Here is a 15,547-nt window from a genome sequence, read left to right on the forward strand (position 1 = left end):
CTATCACAGCAGACTAACATCTGGCGTACATCACTTTGCCGCAGCCAGCCAAGCCGCTATGCTGAACGCTCGGCCACTAAAATGAGAGACGCATGCCCCTTCGCTCACTACAATTGGGTTCATCCCTACTGCCCTTGGCCGCCACCGTGGTATTCCTGAGCGGCTGCCAGTCAGCACCCTCTTATAAAGGCGGCTTGCCAGACCTGATAGCTTCTGACCCCATGCAGTCGGCCCCACCTATTACCCGAGGCCTGGACGCCGATGGTCTACGTACGCTGCTTACGGCGGAATTAGCGGGCCAACGTGGCGATTACCGCTCTGCCAGCCAAGGTTACCTGGAGGCATCGCAACGCTATAGTGTTCCGGCGCTGGCTGAACGCGCCACTTTTGCGGCTCGGTTTGGTGACGATGTAGCGTTAATGGAGGCATCCGCACTGCGTTGGCGTGAGCTGGCCCCCTCGGCAGAATCACCCAACCAGCTACTGGCCGCGATCTCTTTGCAGCGCGGTGACTGGCTGGACAGCCTTGAACAGCGGCTAGCGATCACTCAAGCAGGCGGCAATGGCGAGCTTGCGGCCTTCGTCGACATCGCTATCACGGAAGGGAGCGCACCGCTCAACTTACTGGCCCAATTGATGCGCGCCCACCTGGCTCAGCCCAGTGCAGAGCAGCTTGAGTATCATAGCGATGCCTTGCTTGCCACTGCGCTACTTGAATCAGCGCTTGGCAATACCCGCCAAGCGCAAGCGTATCTGGACGACGTTGCAAAGCAAGCGCCAGAATCGGCGACGCTTTGGCTTGCCCAAGCACAACTGGCGCTCGAAGCTGGCGATCTACACACAGCCAGGCGAGCCGCGCAACACGGCGCCAGCATTGCCCCCGATGACGTACGGTTTACGCTGCTGCTGGCTCAAGCCGAAATTCGTTTGAATAATATTGCCGCCGCAGAAGCACAAACGGATGCGCTACTGGAAAGCCATGACGGAAACCAGCGCTTACGCTTGGCCCTAACGCAACTCTACCTTGAGGAAGGCTACAGCGAGCCTGCTTACCGCCTGCTGCAGCCACTCACAAGTCAGGACAATGTTCCCGACCTTGCCTACTACCTGCTGGGCGCTATTACGCAGTCCCAGGGCGATACCGATAACGCACTGCTTTACTACCGCCAGGTAGGCGAGGGAGAGGAGTTTTTACCCGCCCGTGCGGCAGCCGCTCGCATGTTGATTGACGATGACCGTGTAATGGATGCGCGGGCTTTTTTACGCATTGAGCGAATGCGCTATGAAAATTACTTTGACGACCTGGTCGCCCTTGAAGTGCAACTGCTGGACGAACTGAACGCGCCCGATGAAGCATTAGCGCTACTTGACCGCGAATTGGCGCGCACACCGGATGACGTTAACCTGCTTTATTTACGCGCCATGCGCTCCTGGCAGAGTGGCAACTTCCCAGGCATGGAGCAAGATTTACGTCAGCTTTTGCGTGTTGAACCCAACAACGCAAATGCCTTAAATGCACTGGGCTATACCTTGGCAGACCTTAACTTGCCAGGACGCATGGAAGAAGCCCGCGAGCTGATTGAGCGCGCCTACGAAGAAGACCCCAGCAACCCAGCGATACTTGATAGCATGGGCTGGGTATATTTCCGGCTGGGCCAAAATGAAGAAGCGCTTGTCTGGCTTGAAAGTGCCTATAACCAGATGCCCGACCAGGAAGTGGCCGCTCATTTGGCCGAAGTCTTACATGCCCTTGGTCGTAGCGATGAGGCTCGCATGTTAATCCAACGGGTGCTTGATAACACAACGCACCACCCCCAGGTTGACGAGTTACTTGAACGTCATCCTGGACTAACCCCGTCAGGTGCTCCCTAACGGGGCTGGCGCCTCTCTTTATGCTCGGTACGCCATTAAGACGCTGCCATTACCCTTTCAACACATTGACATGGAGCCTGTTATGTTGAACACACTGCCCACTTTTATGCGCTTTACCAGCACCGCACGCGCCCCTCGCCTCTTGCTTGCCAGCATAGCGTTACTGCTACTTGCCGGGTGCGCGACGCAAGGCCCGATGGAAGAAGGTGGCCGCCAAGCAGGTCAATGGGAACGCCAGCAAGCGGATGTTGAAGCCTTTGATACCTGGACGTTGATCGGCAAGGCAGGCCTTCGCACACCACAAGAGAATCAGAGCGCCAACCTGGACTGGAGCCAACACCCCCACTATTTCCGCATGCTGATCAGCGGGCCGTTTGGTGGGGGCCGCAGCGTACTTGAAGGTCGTGAAGGTCGCTTCTCGCTAACCACGGGTGATGGCCGCTTTGAAGCAGAAACACCGGAAGCACTGATGGAAGAGCAGTTAGGCTGGTCACTTCCGGTTAGCGCCATGCCTGACTGGGTGCGCGGCCTGCCCGGTGAACATGCAAGCTATCAGTTGGAAACCGACGAGCTGGGCTTTCCGCAGCACATGCAGCAGGATGGCTGGGAAATTGATTACCGCGACTGGGAAGAGGTTGAAGGTATGTGGCTACCTCGCCGCCTGGTGATGAACTATGACGATGTACGCATCACCCTGGTCGTTAACCAGTGGCGCTCTCAATAACGGTGTATGCGCCCGTTGAGTTGTCGCGCCTAATTCAAGTCACGTGAGAGCGTTAATGCCTGCTTCTTTAACACTACCCGCACCTGCGAAGCTCAATCGTATGCTGCACATTGTGGGCCGTCGTGACGACGGCTATCACGAACTACAAACCCTGTTTCAAATCGTTGATATCAGTGATCAGCTCACACTCACCCTGCGCGAAGACGGCGATATCACGCTCGCCACTCCGGTAAACGGTGTGGCTCACGATGACAACCTGATGGTTCGCGCAGCCCGCCTGCTTCAGCGCGCGGCAGGCACGTCACCAAAAGCCATGCCAGGGGCTACGCTAACCATTGAGAAGAAGCTTCCCATGGGAGGCGGACTGGGCGGGGGCAGCTCGAATGCTGCCACCGTATTACTGGGGTTAAACAAGCTGTGGCAATTAGGACTTTCAATGGAGGCATTAGCCAGGCTGGGCTTACAGCTTGGCGCCGATGTACCGGTCTTTATTTATGGACACAGCGCCTGGGCCGAAGGGATTGGTGAAAAGCTGACCTCCGTGACGCTGGATACGCCCTGGTTTGTGATTATTCACCCGAAAGTGAGCGTCTCAACCCCCCTAATCTTCCAGGACCCGGAATTGACACGCGACAGCCGCCCCATTACTATGGCGCGCGCACTGCAGGGGGGAGCGTCTGAGTGGCGTAACGACTGCGAGGCCATCGTAAAAAAACGCTATCCGCTGGTGGCGGAAGCGCTTGATTGGCTCGCGCAGTATGCACCTGTTCAGCTGACCGGTACTGGCGCTTGTCTGTTTGCGACGTTTGAGTCTGAACAAGCCGCACGTACAGTCGCTGAATTGGCAGGTCAACGCTGGCCGACATGGGTCGCACGCGGCCTGAACACCTCTCCCCTACAAGATGCTCTGGGCTGCTGAAAGCGCCCGGTCATCGCATTAGGTTATTGCTGGGGTATCGCCAAGTGGTAAGGCACCGGTTTTTGGTATCGGCATTCCCAGGTTCGAATCCTGGTACCCCAGCCAACCTGACATGATCTGCGTTTTCTCCCCTGATTCCAAACACTGCAAAGGTGGCTGCGCGTGTCAAAATTGATGGTTTTCACCGGGAACGCCAATCCCGAACTCGCTCAAAAGATTGCCGAGAGCTTGGACAGCCGTATGGGTAATGCCACGGTTGGCCAATTTAGCGACGGCGAAATCGCAGTCGAGATCAATGAGAACGTGCGCGGTAAGGACGTGTTTATCCTCCAGTCCACCTGTGCACCGACGAATGACAACCTGATGGAGCTGATCCTGATGGTTGATGCTCTGCGTCGTGCCTCAGCGGCGCGGATTACGGCGGTTGTGCCGTATTTCGGCTATGCCCGTCAGGATCGCCGCGTACGCTCTGCTCGTGTCCCTATTTCCGCTAAAGTGGTGGCGGACATGATGGTAAAAGCGGGTGTTGATCGCGTAATGACGATGGACCTGCACGCCGACCAAATCCAGGGGTTCTTCGATGTCCCGGTAGACAACGTCTACGGTTCGCCGATTCTTCTGGATGATATCGAGCGCCAAAACTACGCTGACTTGGTCGTGGTTTCACCCGACGTAGGCGGTGTCGTTCGTGCTCGTGCTATCGCCAAACAGCTGAATGCTGACCTTGCGATTATCGACAAGCGTCGCCCCCAAGCCAATCAGGCTCAGGTGATGCACATCATCGGTGAAATTGAAGGCCGTACTTGCGTAGTCGTTGACGACATGATCGACACCGCTGGTACGCTTTGCAAAGCCGGTGAAGCGCTGAAAGATCATGGCGCTGCACGCGTAGTGGCCTATGCGACACATCCGATCTTGTCCGGCCCTGCCGTTGACAACATCACCAACTCTGTACTGGACGAAGTTGTCGTGGCCGACACTATTCCGCTTGCTGACCATGCGCGTCGCAGTGGAAAAATTCGTCAGTTGAGCGTTGCCGGTTTGATTGCAGAAGCTATCCGTCGGGTTAGCAACGAAGAATCTGTTAGCGCGATGTTCCATTGATCGCCTAACGATATAGCCCCCTTCTGGGGCCTTGGAAACGTCGTCGTCTGGTCGCGGACAGCGGCGTTTTCTTACTTAAACCAAGAGGCAAATTACATGTCTGATTTTATCCTGAAAGCCAGCGTTCGTAACGACCTGGGGAAAGGTGCGAGCCGCCGCCTGCGTCGTGCGAACCAACAAGTACCGGCCGTTGTTTACGGCGGTGAAAAAGGCGCGCAATCAATCTCTGTAGAAAAAACTGCTTTCTACAAAGCGATTGAAGACGAAGTCTTCTTCTCCTCAGTAATCAAGCTGGTTATCGATGGTAAAGAAGAGCAAGTAGTGGTACGTGATCTTCAGCGTCACCCCTACAAGCCGCTTCTGACTCACGCTGACTTCCTGCGTGTTGACGCTACTCATGAAATCACCATGAACGTACCGCTTCACGTAATCAGCGAAGAAAAGTGTGTGGGCATCAAAGACCAGGGCGGCGAACTGCACGTACTGGCTAACGAAGTTGCCATCAGCTGCCTACCGAAAGACCTGCCTGACTACCTGGAAGTTGATATTTCCGAGGTTGAGCTGGGCACGATCCTGCACCTGTCTGACCTGACACTGCCGAAGGGCGTTTCCTCCGTTGACCTGTCTCACGGTGAAGAGCACAACCACGCCATTCTCAGCATTACGAAAGTTAAAGTACGTAATGACGAAGAAGCAGACGAAGGCGAAGAAGGCACCAGCGCTGAGTAAGGCCGATAAGGGTGCGCATCGCCTTAATGGCTGAATACGTACCTGGCCCGGGCCATGCTCGTATGGCCCGGGAATGATAAGATCAAGCGCTTCGGCGCTTGATTTTTTTTGCGACTTGCCTTTTTGCAACTGCACCTCAAGCCGCCAATGACGCACGACGTCAAGAATACGCCCGGATTTTTTTGGAGGTAGGTCAATGAGTCAGGTAACGGCCCTGATAGGACTAGGCAACCCCGGCGCCGAGTATGATACCACCCGGCACAATGCGGGTTTCTGGCTAGTCGATGCCATTGCGCGCAGCGCCCATACCGAACTGCGCCCGGAAAAGAAGTTCCTCGGCCTGTATGCCAAGGCCCGCGTGGGCGACCACGAGCTTCATCTGCTCAACCCTACCACCTTCATGAACCGAAGCGGCGCCTCTGTGGCAGCGCTTACCCAGTTTTTTAAACTTGCCCCCGAGAATTTACTGGTCGCTCATGATGAGCTAGACCTCCCCCCGGGGCAGGCGCGCTATAAAACAGGCGGTGGCCACGGTGGTCATAACGGCCTGCGCGATATCATCAGCGCACTTGGCAACCAAAAGCAGTTCCACCGTCTACGCATAGGCATCGGTCACCCAGGTGAGGCACGTCAGGTCACCCACTACGTGCTTGGTCGGCCCGGCAAAGACGAGCAGGCGGCCATTGATCATGTGCTTAACGAGTGCGAAGCCACACTCCCGCTTGTACTTGATGGCGATTGGGCGAAAGCCATGAATCGCCTGCATAGCGTAAAATAGTTACTATCGATTTTTTTTCACTTTAGACCCGCGCTGAACACATCCTTTCGTTAGCGCGCGCCTAGCGGCCAGGAATGAACTTATGGGCTTTAACTGCGGTATCGTCGGCCTACCCAACGTAGGCAAATCCACGCTCTTCAATGCGTTGACAAAATCAGGCATTGATGCGGAAAACTTCCCGTTTTGTACGATAGAACCCAACGTAGGCATCGTTCCCATGCCTGACCCGCGTTTGGACAAGCTGGCTGCGATCGTCAAGCCTGAACGAGTCCTGCCTACGACCATGGAGTTTGTCGATATCGCAGGCCTCGTAGCAGGCGCCTCCAAGGGTGAAGGTCTGGGCAATAAATTTCTTGCCAACATTCGCGAAACCCAAGCGATTGCCCACGTGGTGCGCTGCTTTGATAACGACAACGTTATCCATGTTGCCAACCAGGTTGACCCTCGCGCCGACATCGAAACGATCAACCTCGAGCTTGCCCTGGCGGACCTGGATACCGTTGAGAAGGCCAGCCAGCGGCTCTTGCGTTCGGTCAAAGGCGGCGATAAGGAGGCCATCGCGACCAAAGCCATCCTCGACAAGATTGAGCCACACCTGGCCGAAGGCCACCCATTGCGCAGTTTTGGTCTGGATGAGGACGAAAAGCGTCAGGTGAAAAGCTTTGGTTTTTTAACCCTAAAGCCCACCATGTACATCGCTAACGTCAATGAAGACGGGTTTGAGAACAACCCTTACCTGGACATCGTTAAAGAAATAGCTGCCGAAGAAGGCGCCGTCGTGGTGCCCGTCTGCAACCAGCTGGAAGCTGAAATCGCTGAGCTGGAAGATGAAGAACGCGCCATGTTCCTGGGTGAGATGGGCATGGAAGAGCCCGGCCTTGACCGCGTTATTCGCGCAGGTTATGCCCTACTGGGCCTGCAAACCTACTTCACTGCAGGTGTAAAAGAAGTCCGCGCATGGACAGTAAAACAGGGTGCTACGGCCCCAGAGTCTGCTGGCGCTATCCATACTGACTTCCAGAAAGGCTTTATCCGCGCAGAAGTGATCGCCTATGACGATTTTGTCTCACTGGGCGGTGAGCAAGGTGCTAAAGATGCGGGCAAATGGCGTCTGGAAGGCAAAGAGTACATTGTGAAAGATGGTGATGTGGTGCACTTCCGGTTTAACGTTTAATTGACCACCCCGTAATCTGCTAGCTCCTGCCATGGGCGCACCCCTGCGCTCATGGCAATTTGTCTCTTCATCTGCCACCTTCAGGCAACGCCCCTCCCCCTTTTTTCTTAATTTTTCAGTGGCATCCTACGCCCAGCCGACTAATACTGAGGCATCCGAGCTTATTCAACCGGAAGCTGATACCTATGGAAACACTGTACAAAGTGCTGTTACTTGGCAGCCTGATGCTTATGATCATTGCGCTGGTGCAACGGCTCTCTGCGCGTACGGCGTTTCCTGAAGCGACGCTGCTGGCGTTAACAGGCATCACCCTGGGGCTCTCTTACGCGACCCTGTCGACATTGTGGCCTGCCATAGATCTCTTTGATCCTCTCTTATCAGCATCCTTGCCTGCTGAAATATATCTGTGGATCTTTCTCCCCCCGCTGTTGTTCCAGGCAGCGCTTAGTGTCGATGTTCGTGAAATGGTGCCTGATGCAGCGCCTATTTTACTCCTTGCGGTAGTGGCTGTTTTCGTTGCTACAGGTATGGTGGGCCTGTCTATATGGCTGCTAGGCGCAGCAGCGCTGCCTGTTGGGCTGTTACTTGGCGCCGTCATCGCGACAACTGACCCATCCGCCGTCATTGCCATTTTCCGTAACGTTGGAGCACCTCCACGGCTAATCCGTCTAGTGGAAGGCGAGAGCCTGCTAAATGATGCGGCCGCAATCGCGATTGTCAGCGTGCTACTCGCCTCACTTACCGACCATGTCGCTACCACTGCGCTACAGGTGGCCGGAATGCTAGCGTTATCCCTGGGTGGCGGTTTGATCCTTGGCGCCATCATCGGGCGTATCGGTGCAGAGGCGCTCGCTCTTATCGGTAACGATGGCAAAGCGCAGATAGCCATCACGCTTTCTCTGCCATACCCCACCTACCTGCTGGGCGAAAGTTTCGGTGTTTCGGGGGTTGTCGCCGTCGTAGCCGCGGGCCTGGTGCTCAACGGTTTAGGCAGAACGCGGACGTCGCCCGCCAATTGGGAATACCTGCAACTTCTCTGGGTGCAAATTGCCTCCGTCGCGGGTGCCATGGTGTTTTTGCTCGCCATGCTGCAAGTGCCAAAAATGCTGGAAGGGATGACTCTTGCGTGGCTACCGTTACTCGTAGCGATTATTCTGGCGACCTTACTGGCACGCCTCCTCGTTCTATTTGGCTTTCTGCCACTGTTGAATCGACTCAAGCTTTCAACCCCGATCAGCGCAAGCTATAAGCTGGCTATCACCTGGGGAGGACTACGTGGCGCGGTCACACTCGTACTTGCGCTTGGCGTTGCAGAGCAAACAGCGCTTTCAGCAGACGTTCGCCATTTTGTCGCTATCCTGGCCACCGGCTTTGTACTATTCAGCCTACTGGTTAATGGAACCAGTCTTCAGGCGGTCATTCGCAAGCTAAAACTTGATCAGCTAAACCCTTACGATAAAGCGCTTCAGCAACAGGCTATTCATCTTTCGACCATTGAGGTTGAAAGCGCGCTACAACGCACAGCGCAAAACTTCAACATTGCCCCCTCCATCACCGATGATGTCATTGCTAAATTTCGTCGTGATATGGCCATCGAGACGGCCCCTTTCGCGCTTGACCAAGCGCTACCTGAGCGAGACCGTATGGCAATTGCGCTGGTGACGCTGGCTGTTCGAGAGCGCGATCTTATTCCGCGTTACGGAAACGGCGTCACCAGTATCCATAACCTGGATACGATGATGCGCGCCAGCGGCAGAACCATTGATGCGGCTCGCTCAGAGGGCCGCTTGGGTTATAACAGAGAAACACGGAAAATAACCTCACACACTCGCTGGATTAAGCTGTGCACCTTTCTTCACCAGCATATGAGGATTCGCTGGCCGCTGACACGTCTGCTATCTAACCGTTTTGAGCTATTAATTTGCCACAGGGCGGTACTAGAAGAGTTGCGCCATTACACGACACAGCGGCTAACCCCGCTATTCGGCCAGCGCATGGCTGAATTACTTGATGAGGTGCTCAATATAAGGATCAGCGCTGTCGATCAAGCAATACGTGAGACGGAAGCAAAGTTCGGTCGTCACGCCTACCAACTTGAGCAGCGCATGTTACGCCTTTATGCGTTGCGCCGAAGTGCTGAAAGCATGGAAGAAATGGTAAAAGACCGCTTAATCTCTCAACAGGTTTTCGACGATATACAGCGTGGTTTACATCGCATTTGGCACAAGGCAACTGACCGTCCCAGCCTTTCCGGGCACGATTACGAGCACTTTCCTAAACACTCTCCTAAGCACTCCCCCAAGCCCCCTCACAAGTTCACTGACAAACCACCTCAAAAAGGCAACGAGTAACTACCTGGGCATCGCGCTTATTACGTTAAAATATTGACGAGCGGAAAAAAGCTGTTAATATACGCCCCCGTTGAAAGGCTACGTAGCTCAGCTGGTTAGAGCACATCACTCATAATGATGGGGTCCCCTGTTCAAATCAGGGCGTAGCCACCAACACCGAATAGCGAAAGGCCCGCTGACTAAGTCAGCGGGCCTTTTTCGTTGTTGGGCGTTATCTAGTGCGCATCAACCAAGCGCCGGCCGATTCAGAAACACTTTCAATGCTCGGGTTAGGTATTCCACGTCACGCGTACCCGCCGTTTCACGGATAGAGTGCATGGCCCACTGTGGCACGCCGATATCCAGCGTAGGCACGCCAAGCTCCGTCGCCGTAATCGGTCCAATGGTACTACCGCAGCCCATATCCGCCCGCGTCACAAATGACTGTACCGGCACGTCGGCTTCGCGACACACATCACGAAATAGCGCACCGGTTACGCTATTGGTGGCGTAGCGCTGGCTGGCATTCACCTTGATAACCGGGCCGCCGTTAATGGCGGGGCCATGCTGCTCATCATGCTTATCGCGAAAGTTAGGATGCAACGCATGCGCATTGTCACAGGAAATCATCAGCGATGACTGAATCAACTGAATCAGCGACTCCTCGCTGCCCTCTCCTACCTGCGCATTGATGCGCTTAAGCACATCGCCCAGGAACGGCCCCTGCGCACCACAAGCGCTCGCACTACCCACCTCTTCGTGATCATTCGCCACTAACAACGCCCCCTGGCGACCATCACTTTCGAGCAAGGCCTCCATGCCAATAAAACAGGAGAGCAGATTGTCCAGCCGCGCACTGGCGATGAGCTCTTGCTTAACCCCTACGAGCGAAGGCGGCTGCACATCGTAAAAGCCCAGTTCAAAATCCACCACCTCAGCGGAGCGCACACCGTGCTGCTCCTCAAGCCAAGCGGCTAGCAATTCAGAAAGCTTGGTGCTATCGCTTTGCAGCAGTACCGGCGCCATTTGCGTTTGCGGATTAATAGCACGGCCCGAATTCACGTCGCGATCCAGATGGATGGCCAGGTTCGGCACCATCGCAATAGGCCGGTCAACATTCAGCAGCAGGCTTTCCAGCCGCCCGTCTGCATGGCGCACTTGTACGCGCCCGGCTAATCCTAAATCACGGTCAAACCAGGGCGCCAACAGTACGCCCCCATACACCTGCACGCCAAGCTGCAACCAACCTGCAGAGTGCTGAGTGGCGTTGGGCTTTAAGCGCAATCCGGGGCTATCCGTATGCGCGCCCAGCATACGCAAGCTTTTAAGCGTATCGCTTGGCAACTGAAAGGCGATAATGGAAGAATCATTGCGCGTAACGTAATAGCGCTGCCCAGGCGCCAGCTGCCAATTAGCTGTCTCGTGGAGGCGCTGAAAACCTGCTTTCTCCAAGCGTTCGGCCATTGCCTTCGTTGCATGCCAAGGTGTGGGCGACTGGCGCAGAAAATCACATAACCGCGTTAGCCGATCGGCGTTGAAAGCTTCGGACATGGAAATCCTCATAACAGTAATGATTGAGTCTCATAGAGCAAACGACCTGCTACAATGCCCCCTGGCCTATGCAACACATAGGTCACAAGCAGGTCTAGGGAAGAATGAGTGTACACAAATCCGGGAGAGCTTGACTGATGAGCTTGTTTGCAACGCTTTCGCGCTCGGTCGCCCTTGCCGTGATGCTGGTCGTTACCAGCCCGGCAGTTATGGCGCAAATTGCGCCGACCGACGAACAACGCCAAGCGGCAGTAGAAATTGCGGATGCGCTCCGCTACGGCCACTACGCCAACATAACGTTTGATGAGCAGTGGTCACAGGAGGCCTTCCAACGCTACCTGGATATCCTCGATGGTCAACGCGCTTATTTACTGAATCGCGATATAGAGCCCTACCGCCATTATGAAAATGATATGGCTGAAGCACTCTTTAACGGCGATTTGGATGATGCTTACGCGCTTTATAACCAGCTAAGCGAGCGTAATATTGCGCGGGTTGAATGGCTGCTTGCACGTCTTGATGAAGGCCTATCGTTTAGCTTTGATAGCGATGAGCGCCTGGAAGTTGATCGTGAAAATGCTCCCTGGGCCACCCGCGAGAGCGAACTTGATGAGCTATGGCGCAAGCGGTTAAAAAATGACGCGCTAACGCTCGCGCTTACCGACCAGGATGACGAGCAGATAGTCGACAACCTGCGCCAGCGCTATGAAGGCCAGCTTAGTCGCCTACGCCAAACCGAATCAGAAGATGTCTTCGGCTTGATAATGGCAGCGGTCACCAGCACGATTGATCCGCATACTGGCTACCTCTCACCACGCCAAAGCGAATCTTTTGACATCCAGATGAGCCTCTCGCTGGAAGGCATTGGCGCGCTGCTACAGGCCGATGGCGAATACGTGAAAGTAGCAAGCCTGGTGCCCGGCGGCCCTGCTGACCGTGCAGATGTCCTGGAACCTGCCGACCGCATCATTGCGGTTGGCCAGGAAGAGGGCGAAATGGTCAACGTTGTGGGCATGCGCCTGGACAACGTCGTTGACTTGATTCGTGGCCCCAAAGGCTCCGTCGTCCGCCTGGATATCGTGCCCGCCCAAGCGGTGGACATGACCCGCTCGCATATTGTCGAGATCACCCGCGATACCGTAAGCCTTGAAGACCAGGCGGCCCATGGCGAAGTGATCAACGTTGAGCGAGACGGCGAACCCCATCCCATTGGGGTCATTAACATTCCTACTTTCTATGTTGATTTTGACGCCTGGCAGGCGGGCGAAGAGGAGTATCGCAGCACCACACGCGATGTCGCCCGTGAAGTTGAGCGTTTAAAAGAGCAAGGCGTAGAAGGCATTGTGCTGGATCTGCGTAATAACGGCGGCGGCGCGCTTCAAGAGGCTAACTCGCTGATTGGCTTGTTTATTGACCGAGGCCCCACCGTACAGGTACGTGACGCTCAAGGGCGCATTCAGCTATACGGCGATACCGACGCAGGCACACTCTACGATGGTCCGCTGACCGTGCTGGTTAACCGCCTTTCCGCCTCTGCCTCAGAAATCTTTGCAGGCGCTATTCAGGATTATGGTCGCGGCCTGGTAGTAGGCTCATCAACCTTTGGCAAAGGTACCGTACAAACGCTGAACGACCTAAGCCATGGGCAGATCAAGCTGACCCGCGCCAAGTTTTACCGCATCACCGGTAAAAGCACGCAAAATCGTGGGGTTGAGCCTGACATTAGCTTCCCGAGCTTAATCGACCCAGAACGGATCGGTGAAAGCAGCCTGGATAACGCCCTTGGCTGGGATACTGTTCAAGATGTTCAGTATCGTCGCTACGGAACGCCGGAAACCTTTATAGACGCACTGAACACCCAACACGCAGCGCGCGCCAAAGAGAACCCCAACTTCCGCTATGTTGAGCGCCAATCCACGCTGGCCCGCCAGCTACGTGAGCAGCACACCAGCGTGAGCCTGAACCGCGAGCAGCGCCAGCGTGAGCTTGAAGCCCAAGAGGCCGAGCAGCTTTCGCTAGAGAACCAGCGTCGCCGGGCACTCAAACTGCCAGAACTAGACGAGTGGATGGATGCACGCCTGGAAAGCAGCGAACCCAGTGACGATGCTGACGAAAACGGAGAGGATGAAGGCATGCCCGCTGATCGCGCTCCCGTACTAGAAGCCGCAGAAATCCTGCTGGATTACGCGCAATTTCAACAGGCCCAGCGAATGGCGACACGCTAAATAACCATTGATCGCTGTATGACGCCGACCTTTTAGGTCGGCGTTTTTTTACGCGTGACTTTTGACCCGCCAGACACACGAAATCAACCCAATACCGTTAGGCAGCGGGGCCAATAATTTTACAGGGGTTAATAACGTCCTGGAGACGATAAAGGTTTGAAGAGGTAATAAAGGTTTGAAGAGGTAATAAAAATCAGGGGAGCTAGAAAGCAGCACGCTTTTCAGAACCAGGCACAGAAGCACACTGTGAATCTAAAAAGGCAAGTAGATGGCTCCTCGAACAGGACTCGAACCTGTGACCCAATGATTAACAGTCATTTGCTCTACCAACTGAGCTATCGAGGAATAACGCGCTACCTATAGCAGGCTATGCCGAAACAGGTAGTAAAATAGTCAGCTTGGCTCCTCGAACAGGACTCGAACCTGTGACCCAATGATTAACAGTCATTTGCTCTACCAACTGAGCTATCGAGGAACATCTTAAGCTATTGTGTTTTAAGCAGAACCAACCTGTAAAGTGTTGGCTCCTCGAACAGGACTCGAACCTGTGACCCAATGATTAACAGTCATTTGCTCTACCAACTGAGCTATCGAGGAACTTCTCAAACACGGTGCGTAGTATACTGATTTAGGGATTAAGGTCAAGTATCGATTATCGGGGAATGCTAGCCCCCGGTTTCTTGTGCCCGTATAATAGGATTATTCAACAGTAGCCTACGCTGCTAAAACGATACCCCATTCATTCCTCGTCCCCCGACGACCCATAGACGACAGGTACCGATGGCGAAGAAGCTCTTCATCAAAACGCACGGCTGCCAAATGAACGAGTACGACTCCTCCCGTATGGCGGATCTACTCGGTGAATCTCACCAGCTTGAACTCACCGACAATGAGAAGGAAGCCGATGTCATCCTTCTTAACACCTGTTCAATTCGTGAGAAGGCTCAGGAGAAAGTGTTTCATCAGCTGGGGCGCTGGAAAAAGCTAAAAGACGCCAACCCGGACCTGGTAATTGGCGTAGGCGGCTGCGTGGCAAGCCAGGAAGGCGATGCGCTGCGTAAGCGTGCGCCCTTCGTGGATATGATTTTCGGCCCGCAGACGCTGCACCGTGTGCCCTCCATGCTGGATGCGCGCAGCAACAATCAAATTGCCGCCGTAGACGTAACGTTCCCGGAAATCGAGAAGTTTGATCACCTGCCCCAGCCCAAGTCAGATGGCGCCACGGCCTTTGTCTCGATCATGGAAGGCTGCTCCAAATACTGCACCTTCTGCGTGGTGCCCTATACCCGCGGAGAAGAGGTCTCGCGTCCGTTTGAGAAGGTGATGGATGAAGTTATCCACCTGGCCGATCAAGGGGTGCGCGAAGTCAACCTGCTGGGCCAAAACGTTAACGCCTACCGAGGCGACAACGACGACGGTGATGAAATTGATCTTGCCGAGCTGATTGCCTGCATCGCTGCAGTAGATGGCATTGACCGCATACGCTTTACCACCTCGCATCCGGTTGAGTTCACCGACAGCCTGGTGGATGCATTTGCAGACATCCCGGAACTGGTCAGCCACCTGCACCTGCCGGTGCAATCGGGTTCCGACCGGATTCTCAGCGCCATGAAGCGTGGCCATACTGCCGAAGAGTACATTGAGAAGATGGAGCGCGTGCGCGCTAACCGTCCGGATATCAGCTTCTCATCGGACTTCATTATCGGCTTCCCAGGTGAAACCGAGGAAGACTTTGAAGCCACGATGAATCTGATCCACCGGATTGGCTTCGATCACTCGTTTAGTTTTGTGTACTCGGCGCGCCCGGGCACCCCCGCCTCAGGCCTGCCGGATGACACCCCAGAAAGCGTCAAGAAGCAGCGTCTGGCGATTCTGCAAGAGCGCATTCTGCAGAATGTGGCCCAGATCAGCCGCCGCATGGTGGGGTCTACCCAGCGCATTCTGGTCACCGGCTTTTCACCTAAAGACCCCGGCCAACTCTCTGGGCGTACGGAGAATAACCGCGTGGTTAACTTCCGTGCGGCTAACCCTACCGAGCTAATCGGCTACTTTGTGGATGTTGAGATCACTGAGGCATTCCCCAACTCGCTGCGCGGCGAGCTCGTCTCCCCCGAGCGTTACTGATCGCTATCTTATCTTAGG

General features: G+C 54.9%; 11 protein-coding genes and 5 tRNA genes. 12 read left to right on the forward strand and 4 right to left on the reverse strand.

Annotation, left to right across the window (positions count from 1 at the left end; translation table 11 throughout):
* The first annotated feature begins 92 nt into the window (after positions 1-92).
* From ACT3T6_RS12335 to ACT3T6_RS12380, 10 genes are all read left to right on the forward strand, one after another.
* Positions 93-1,871 carry a tetratricopeptide repeat protein gene (locus ACT3T6_RS12335; protein WP_193054972.1) on the forward strand — a complete coding sequence of 593 codons (1,779 nt, stop codon included), beginning with the start codon at positions 93-95 and terminating at the stop codon, positions 1,869-1,871.
* Positions 1,872-1,953: 82 nt separating this feature from the next.
* Positions 1,954-2,595: a lipoprotein insertase outer membrane protein LolB gene (gene lolB / locus ACT3T6_RS12340; protein ID WP_172117125.1), complete on the forward strand. Its 642-nt coding sequence runs from the start codon at positions 1,954-1,956 to the stop codon at positions 2,593-2,595.
* Positions 2,596-2,650: 55 nt separating this feature from the next.
* Entirely contained in the window at positions 2,651-3,514 is an 864-nt protein-coding gene (gene ispE / locus ACT3T6_RS12345; protein ID WP_193054973.1) for a 4-(cytidine 5'-diphospho)-2-C-methyl-D-erythritol kinase, read from the forward strand.
* A 30-nt stretch (positions 3,515-3,544) separates the two neighbouring features.
* A tRNA-Gln gene (locus ACT3T6_RS12350) sits at positions 3,545-3,619 on the forward strand.
* Positions 3,620-3,676: 57 nt separating this feature from the next.
* The gene (locus ACT3T6_RS12355; protein ID WP_172117127.1) at positions 3,677-4,618 is read left to right on the forward strand and encodes a ribose-phosphate pyrophosphokinase; all 942 of its coding nucleotides are present in this window, start codon (positions 3,677-3,679) and stop codon (positions 4,616-4,618) included.
* Positions 4,619-4,714: 96 nt separating this feature from the next.
* Positions 4,715-5,347 (forward strand): 50S ribosomal protein L25/general stress protein Ctc, encoded by a 633-nt coding sequence (locus ACT3T6_RS12360; RefSeq protein ID WP_172117128.1) that lies wholly within the window; start codon positions 4,715-4,717, stop codon positions 5,345-5,347.
* A gap of 196 nt (positions 5,348-5,543) precedes the next feature.
* On the forward strand, positions 5,544-6,125 hold the full coding sequence (pth, locus tag ACT3T6_RS12365) for an aminoacyl-tRNA hydrolase (RefSeq protein ID WP_193054974.1): 582 nt from the start codon (positions 5,544-5,546) through the stop codon (positions 6,123-6,125).
* 82 nt (positions 6,126-6,207) lie between these two features.
* Positions 6,208-7,299: a redox-regulated ATPase YchF gene (gene ychF, locus ACT3T6_RS12370; RefSeq protein WP_172117130.1), complete on the forward strand. Its 1,092-nt coding sequence runs from the start codon at positions 6,208-6,210 to the stop codon at positions 7,297-7,299.
* A 185-nt stretch (positions 7,300-7,484) separates the two neighbouring features.
* Positions 7,485-9,650: a cation:proton antiporter gene (locus tag ACT3T6_RS12375; protein ID WP_193054975.1), complete on the forward strand. Its 2,166-nt coding sequence runs from the start codon at positions 7,485-7,487 to the stop codon at positions 9,648-9,650.
* Positions 9,651-9,726: 76 nt separating this feature from the next.
* Positions 9,727-9,803 (forward strand) — tRNA-Met (locus ACT3T6_RS12380).
* 72 nt (positions 9,804-9,875) lie between these two features.
* Here the strand turns inward: ACT3T6_RS12380 and ACT3T6_RS12385 are convergent.
* Complete coding sequence (locus ACT3T6_RS12385) at positions 9,876-11,180, reverse strand: M18 family aminopeptidase (protein ID WP_193054976.1); 1,305 nt, start codon at positions 11,178-11,180, stop codon at positions 9,876-9,878.
* Between the two features lie 137 nt (positions 11,181-11,317).
* On the opposite strand from ACT3T6_RS12385, the gene ACT3T6_RS12390 reads away from it, so the two are divergent.
* Positions 11,318-13,405, forward strand: coding sequence for a carboxy terminal-processing peptidase (locus ACT3T6_RS12390; protein WP_193054977.1), 2,088 nt, complete (start codon positions 11,318-11,320; stop codon positions 13,403-13,405).
* 269 nt (positions 13,406-13,674) lie between these two features.
* Here the strand turns inward: ACT3T6_RS12390 and ACT3T6_RS12395 are convergent.
* The 3 genes from ACT3T6_RS12395 to ACT3T6_RS12405 form a co-directional block, all read right to left on the reverse strand.
* Positions 13,675-13,750 (reverse strand) — tRNA-Asn (locus tag ACT3T6_RS12395).
* Between the two features lie 54 nt (positions 13,751-13,804).
* Positions 13,805-13,880 (reverse strand) — tRNA-Asn (locus ACT3T6_RS12400).
* 46 nt (positions 13,881-13,926) lie between these two features.
* Positions 13,927-14,002 (reverse strand) — tRNA-Asn (locus ACT3T6_RS12405).
* A gap of 183 nt (positions 14,003-14,185) precedes the next feature.
* Between ACT3T6_RS12405 and miaB the strand changes: the two genes are divergently transcribed.
* Positions 14,186-15,529, forward strand: coding sequence for a tRNA (N6-isopentenyl adenosine(37)-C2)-methylthiotransferase MiaB (miaB, locus tag ACT3T6_RS12410; protein ID WP_193053077.1), 1,344 nt, complete (start codon positions 14,186-14,188; stop codon positions 15,527-15,529).
* Positions 15,530-15,547: the final 18 nt, after the last annotated feature.

Source organism: Halomonas sp. 72, assembly GCF_052379785.1.
GTDB classification, from domain to species: Bacteria; Pseudomonadota; Gammaproteobacteria; order Pseudomonadales; family Halomonadaceae; genus Vreelandella; species Vreelandella citrativorans.